Genomic DNA, 6,677 nt, shown 5'->3' with positions numbered 1-6,677 from the left:
ATAAAAAAGGAACCGAGAACTCATGGCACGCGCAAAGTTTGAGAGAACTAAACCTCACGTCAACATTGGTACAATTGGTCACGTCGATCATGGCAAAACCACGTTGACGGCAGCTATCACCATGACCCTAGCAGCTTTGGGTCAGGCGAAAGCTAGAAAATACGACGATATTGATGCAGCTCCAGAAGAAAAAGCACGGGGTATCACCATCAATACCGCTCACGTAGAGTACGAAACCGAAAACCGCCACTACGCTCACGTAGACTGCCCAGGACATGCTGACTACGTGAAGAACATGATCACGGGTGCGGCGCAAATGGACGGCGCGATCCTGGTAGTATCTGCGGCAGACGGTCCTATGCCCCAGACTCGCGAACACATTCTGTTAGCAAAACAGGTGGGAGTTCCCAACATCGTCGTTTTCCTGAATAAGGTAGACATGGTAGACGATGAAGAATTGTTGGAACTCGTAGAATTGGAAGTGCGCGAACTGTTGAGTTCCTATGACTTCCCTGGCGATGATATTCCCATCGTCAAAGGTAGCGGGTTGCAAGCACTGGAAACAATGATCAAAGACCCTAAAACCGCACGGGGTAACAATGAGTGGGTTGATAAAATCTACGAATTAATGGATGCCGTAGATAGCTACATTCCTACTCCAGAAAGGGATGTTGATAAGCCCTTCTTGATGGCAGTAGAAGACGTATTCTCGATCTCTGGTCGTGGTACTGTTGCTACTGGCAGAATTGAGCGCGGTAAAGTCAAAGTTGGCGAAACCGTCGAATTAGTCGGGATCAAAGGTACTCGTAGTACCACCGTCACTGGCGTAGAAATGTTCCAGAAAACCTTGGATGAAGGTATGGCTGGAGACAACGTAGGCGTACTGCTACGGGGTTTGAAGAAGGAAGATATCGAGCGCGGCATGGTGATTGCTAAGCCTGGTAGTATTACCCCTCATACTCAATTTGAGTCTGAAGTGTACGTGCTGACGGAAAAAGAAGGCGGTCGGAAAACTCCTTTCTTTTCTGGCTACCGTCCACAGTTCTACGTGCGGACGACAGACGTAACTGGTACAATTGCTGCATTCACTGCCGATGATGGTAGTGCTGCGGAAATGGTCATGCCAGGCGATCGCGTCAAAATGACTGTAGAATTGATCAACCCGATCGCAATCGAGCAGGGAATGCGCTTTGCAATTCGCGAAGGCGGTCGTACTATTGGTGCTGGTGTTGTTTCTAAAATCGTGAAGTAGAACAACCAGCTATTAACTTAGAGCAGAAAAGCTAAGCCTAATGGGGTATAATGCTTTTCTGCTCTTTTAACTGCTTAACTGTCATCGGTCATCAGTCATTCGTCATTTGTGTTTACCAATGACAAGTGACAAATGATGAATGACAACCCCATGAGTTTTCCACAACTCAAACGAGATTACTAAATAAACCGAACCAAGAAAACTAAAAATGGCTACCCTTCAGCAGCAAAAAATTCGCATCCGCTTACAAGCTTTTGACCGCCGCTTACTCGATACCTCTTGCGAGAAGATTGTTGATACGGCAAACCGGACAAACGCTACAGCTATCGGTCCAATCCCCCTACCTACAAAGCGCCGCATTTATTGCGTGCTGCGATCGCCCCACGTTGATAAAGATTCTAGAGAGCATTTTGAAACTCGCACTCACCGCCGAATTATTGACATTTACCAACCTTCTTCTAAAACAATTGACGCTTTAATGAAACTCGACTTACCTGCGGGTGTAGATATTGAAGTCAAGCTGTAACGCTATTTTTTGAGTTGTAAAATACTCGTTGAGTTACTGACGGTTGACGGTCGATCGTCAACTGTCAGCCGTCAACTGTTAACTAATTGTAAACAAATCCGTTAAAGTAAAAACAGGATGCGCAGTTACCGTTTTTACGAATAGACAATGACATCTTCTTCTCAAATAGCGGTGCGAGAACTCCCACTGTTTCCATTGCCAGAGGTAGTGCTTTTTCCCAATCGCCCCCTACCTCTACACATTTTTGAGTTCCGCTACCGAATTATGATGAATACAATTCTAGAAAGCGATCGCCGCTTTGGGGTACTATTGTGGGATCCCGTGCAAGGTCAACCTGCTAGAGTTGGATGCTGCGCTGAAATTATTCAGTATCAGCGTTTACCCGACGACCGGATGAGAGTAGCTACTCTCGGACAGCAGCGGTTTCGGGTTTTGGAATACGTGAGAGAAAAACCTTACAAAGTTGGTTTGGTGGAATGGATTGAAGACAATCCACCGCAAAAAGACCTTAGACCAATGGCACGAGAAGTAGAGCAACTGCTGCGAGATGTAGTCAGGCTATCTGCTAAATTGACAGAACAGGAGATAGATTTACCAGAAAATATTCCCGATTTACCTACAGAATTATCATACTGGGTAGCCAGCAATCTTTACGGTGTCGCAGCAGAACAGCAAACACTATTGGAAATGCAAGATACGGCGGCGCGGCTAGAGCGGGAAGCAGATATTCTTAAGTCTACGCGCAATCATTTAGCAGCAAGAACGGTGTTGAAAGATACTTTTGAAGCTTGACAACAATCTCTCAACCTCTCTTGGCAAGGCGGAGATGAAGTTCTCCCCAACCCCCTTAACAAGGGGTGATATTTGAAACGATCCCCCCAACCCCCCTTGTTAAGGGGGGCTTTCTTTAGAGCCATTCTTGGGTTGCTTTTGTTTCAGCTTGGATTAAATTCGCTTTTAATTTTTCCCAGTCAAGTTGACTAGAATTGGACACATTTTGGCTCAAACGTCCTGCTTGCAGGAATAACACTCGCGTACAAAATTGTTTAGCTAATTCGAGTTGATGATTGACCATTAATATTGTTGTTTGACCGCTATTTGCTAGTTGGATGAATACTTCGATTAAATGAGATGCTTTACCTGCATCCAAAGCAGAAGTTGGCTCGTCGAGTAAAAGAATTTTCGGTTGGGTAGCTAAAGCACGGGCGATCGCAACGAGTTGTTTTTGTCCGACTGAAAGTTGTAGTTCTGTCTTTTCTAGCCAATCTTCGGGAATATGTAACTGTTCCATCCAGTAGGCAATTTGCTGCTGGATTTGCGATCGCGGCATTCTACGTAGAACTAGAGGATATTGCAAAGCTTCTCTGACTGTCATTCCCAATAGTTTTGATTCTTGCATCACCAGCATCACTTGCTGGCGCAACTGAATTGCAGAAATTTGATGATATTCCTTCTCTTCTAAATAAATCGATCCAGTTGTAGGTTCGCTGAGGCGATTGACGATTCGCAACAAAGATGTTTTTCCCGCTCCAGAAGCACCGATAATTGCAATGCGATCGCCTAGAAATGTCTCAAAGGAAATATCCTGCAATAAGTACTGAGAACCTATTGTTGCAGCTAGGCTGACTCCTTCTAGTCTTAACTGTGCTACCTCACTCCTCACTCCTCGCCCCCAGAGTTGAATTAGTTTAATGCGATCGCAGTGGTAACTGTCCAGGCATCAACTAATAATAACAGCAGAGTAAATACCAACAAAATTAAGTACATCCAAGGCTGTGATAGGGGAATGACATCCGTGGTATCGATTTCAGTTTTGACTTGTACTTCCCGCACCAATTTAGTAAATCCAGCCACCCGCATCGGTAGTAAATAAGCTTTCCCTTCCTGGCTGAGGAAATAGTATACGAGTCCGCCTTGTCCGGTAGTACGGGGTTTTAACTCTTTTACCTCCGACCAAGATAAAGACCAACCGCGTCGAAACCATTTAGGAACCCATAGGGGATATGTCACCTGAATTTCGCGATCGTCCAGTATGACTCGTTCGCTAAGTGCGGCGTATAGGGCGATGAAACCGATGCTAATCCCTATCCACAACCAGACTGGAGGAACTGGTGCGGCTGTCACCTTTGCTAAAAATGGCAATGGTATGGTAAGGGCTATGTATAGACTCAGCAGTGTAATCCGAATTAAAGGTGAGAGACGGAAAATAGAAGTTGAGTTATTGACTAATGCGGTCACGATTCTACTACAATTAGTTTTTGCTCTTACTTATTATGAGCGAATTTATAAGATGTCGTGCGATCGTGCGGGTATCAATCGATTAGTAATAACCTGAGCGAATACGAAAACGGTTAACGGCTTTCTCCGTAAAGGTAGAATTATCGAATTTTGAATTAGGGTTTAAATTTAAACTAACAGCGTTGCAAACGAGTTAAAAACAACACGATGCGATCGATTGTCTGTCGCAAAACTGATGTAGGCTGGTCAGATTGATTGACAATAATACTAAAAACTAAAGGTTCGTAATTGGGAGGATTGATATATCCAGACAAGGCAACAACACCACTCATCGTTCCTGTTTTTGCTAAGACAATTCCTTGCGCAGTTGTACCCTGAAAGCGACTTTTTAGAGTGCCACTCACGCCAGCGACGGGCAAAGAGGTACGATATACAGTAGCAAGAGGTGAATTTGCCATCACTCTGAGAGTTTGGGCGATCGCAACTGGACTGGCTAAGTTTTGCCGCGACAACCCCGATCCATCTGCCAGCGCGTAACCCGTAGGATCGACACCCAAGGTAGTCAAAGTCTCTTTGACATTCTGCAAGCCAATGTCAGCCGTAGAGCGTGTCGTAGGCGTTAGCTGTACCCTCACTCCCAGTATTCTCAATAAAGCTTCAGCATAAAGATTGTTGCTCTGTTGATTTGTCTCCACTAATAACTCTGATAGCGGTGGCGAGACGACAAATGCTATCTCCCGCAGCCCGAGGGTAGACTGCCGCTCTTGTTGTTGCACTAGCTCGTTACCAGGTGATAACGTAATTCCTGCTTGGGCAAGACGGCGCTGAAAGTGACGTAAAAAATGCGCTTTTGGATCGACCACCGCTAAATTTATTGATTCAGATGGTGCATCAATTCCCATCTTTCCCGTGACTTTGAGTACTGCTGCACCTGAGTTGCGGCTGACGATAATTCGGGAAGATTTAGACGCGGGAACGGCGATCGCTTCATTTTCGAGCTGCCATTGCATACCCTCTCTCAAGTCAGACCAATTGAGGCGTAGGGGTTGACCGACTTGTTGTGGTATCGCAGTTAACTTGACAGTATTTTGATTCAAAATCAAACTATTGACAGGTGCGCCATAATCTGCGTTTATATCCTCCCATTGCCAGCTGGGGTTGATGATGGAACCTTGAAAATAATCATCTTCTGCCACTAACTGACTGATGCGGTGAATTTGCTGCTGTTTTATCTGTTTTGCTAATGCTTGCAACTGGATGTCGCTTAAGCTAGGGTCGCCGCGACCGATAACTTGTAAACCACCCGCGATCGTGGGATAAACAGAAGTGCGAATTTGAAATTGCGAACCCAGTCTTTGCAAAGCGGCAGCGGTTGTGAATAGTTTGACGTTAGATGCTGGAATGAAATAGTTTTGAGCGTCCCGACTGTACAGCAGATCGCCGCGATTCACGGTTTGGATTGAAATCCCCCAACGGGCGCGATTGAGTTGGGGGCGATCGATCGTAGTGGCGATCGCTGTTTCTAATTGAGCGGGACAAATGGCAGTTGTTGCGTTACGTAAAGGCTGCTGGACAATTTTTAAGGATGCATTTGAAGATGCATGTGGTAAAGATGCGTGCGGAATCTTATTAGCTATGGCTGGTAGCATCAAGTAGATCTGAGCGTTGGCAATTGCTAGCAGTAGGCTAACTGGTTTGACAATATCCCTAAGAGCAGATTTCATCATGGTTTTGCTGATACATATTGTACGATTTACTTAATCTCCGACCCGTATAATTACTGCCGACTGCGTGTAGACGATGAAATACGTACAGACGATTAAAACTATATGACTAAAGTACAAATCGCTAAACAATCGCCTGACCAAAAGACTCTTAGCATACCAAATATGGCTCAAAGCAGCGATCGCGAGAGTAAAACATACTTTTTATTAGCGATCGCCTTGGTTATTGGGATTTGTAGCGCCATTATCGGCGGATTATTATTTAACCAATATTTAAAATTATTCTCCACCACTCAAATTGACAAAGGCAGCCATCGCGACTTAATGTCCGTACCACCTGCAACAAAAGTTCCAGCAGCCAACTTAGTTCAAACAGCTTTTGGCAATCAAGTCCAAGTCACGATTATTGCCGTCAAAAGAATCCCTGGCAAGCCAGATGAAGTTAATGTGGAAATGCAGATTGAAAAACTTACAGATACGCCACTTATAGAAGGTACGATTAGCGTTGGCTCGACTATGGCAAGCAATTCAGAAACTAGCGAATTCTATCGAGCCACTGATTTCATGCGGCGATCGTCAGGTAGAGTTTCGCTCAGCAAACTGCGGCGAGATAAACCCATAGACGCTTATGTCGTCCTCGACGTACCGCAAGGAGTCACAACAATCGATCTGTTTGTCGACCAAACTACGCCGTTTAAAAACGTGCCGATCGCCGCAGCAAATCAATTTACTAGGGTCGTTTCTCGCGCGGCAACTTCCAACATGACAGCAATGCAGACGACTAGTAGCTTGATGGTGCAACCAAACGGCTTGATTCGTAAAGCTTTGGATAATAAAGCGCAAGTCCAAGTCATTTCAGCACAACGCTTGAATAACCCCGAATTGGCAACTCGCAATGTTGTGAATGTCAAAATGCGGATTTGGCGGCTAGGTGCAA

General features: G+C 45.2%; 6 protein-coding genes and 1 pseudogene. 4 read left to right on the top strand and 3 right to left on the bottom strand.

Annotated elements, in window-relative coordinates:
- Positions 1-22 precede the first annotated feature (22 nt).
- The 3 genes from tuf (at position 23) to ACRC32_RS08525 (ending at position 2,570) form a co-directional block, all read left to right on the top strand.
- Positions 23-1,252, top strand: a complete 1,230-nt coding sequence (gene tuf / locus ACRC32_RS08535) for an elongation factor Tu (RefSeq protein ID WP_438553558.1) — start codon at positions 23-25, stop codon at positions 1,250-1,252.
- Positions 1,253-1,460: 208 nt separating this feature from the next.
- Positions 1,461-1,778 carry a 30S ribosomal protein S10 gene (gene rpsJ, locus ACRC32_RS08530; RefSeq protein WP_015156706.1) on the top strand — a complete coding sequence of 106 codons (318 nt, stop codon included), beginning with the start codon at positions 1,461-1,463 and terminating at the stop codon, positions 1,776-1,778.
- A 147-nt stretch (positions 1,779-1,925) separates the two neighbouring features.
- Entirely contained in the window at positions 1,926-2,570 is a 645-nt protein-coding gene (locus ACRC32_RS08525; protein WP_039713673.1) for an LON peptidase substrate-binding domain-containing protein, read from the top strand.
- A 115-nt stretch (positions 2,571-2,685) separates the two neighbouring features.
- Here the strand turns inward: ACRC32_RS08525 and ACRC32_RS08520 are convergent, their stop codons facing one another.
- The 3 genes from ACRC32_RS08520 to dacB all read right to left on the bottom strand — a co-directional run bounded on the left by ACRC32_RS08520 (position 2,686) and on the right by dacB (position 5,743).
- Complete coding sequence (locus tag ACRC32_RS08520; protein WP_438553557.1) at positions 2,686-3,441, bottom strand: ABC transporter ATP-binding protein; 756 nt, start codon at positions 3,439-3,441, stop codon at positions 2,686-2,688.
- 20 nt (positions 3,442-3,461) lie between these two features.
- On the bottom strand, positions 3,462-4,016 hold the full coding sequence (locus tag ACRC32_RS08515) for a hypothetical protein (protein ID WP_438553556.1): 555 nt from the start codon (positions 4,014-4,016) through the stop codon (positions 3,462-3,464).
- 173 nt (positions 4,017-4,189) lie between these two features.
- On the bottom strand, positions 4,190-5,743 hold the full coding sequence (gene dacB, locus ACRC32_RS08510; RefSeq protein ID WP_438553555.1) for a D-alanyl-D-alanine carboxypeptidase/D-alanyl-D-alanine endopeptidase: 1,554 nt from the start codon (positions 5,741-5,743) through the stop codon (positions 4,190-4,192).
- 102 nt (positions 5,744-5,845) lie between these two features.
- Here dacB and ACRC32_RS08505 point away from each other — a divergent pair.
- Positions 5,846-6,677: pseudogene (locus ACRC32_RS08505) on the top strand (hypothetical protein); the annotation flags it as partial.

Origin of the sequence: Chroococcidiopsis sp. (assembly GCF_051657925.1) — a bacterium.
GTDB lineage: Bacteria > Cyanobacteriota > Cyanobacteriia > Cyanobacteriales > Chroococcidiopsidaceae > Chroococcidiopsis.
This window is presented reverse-complemented; position numbering and strand designations above follow the sequence as displayed.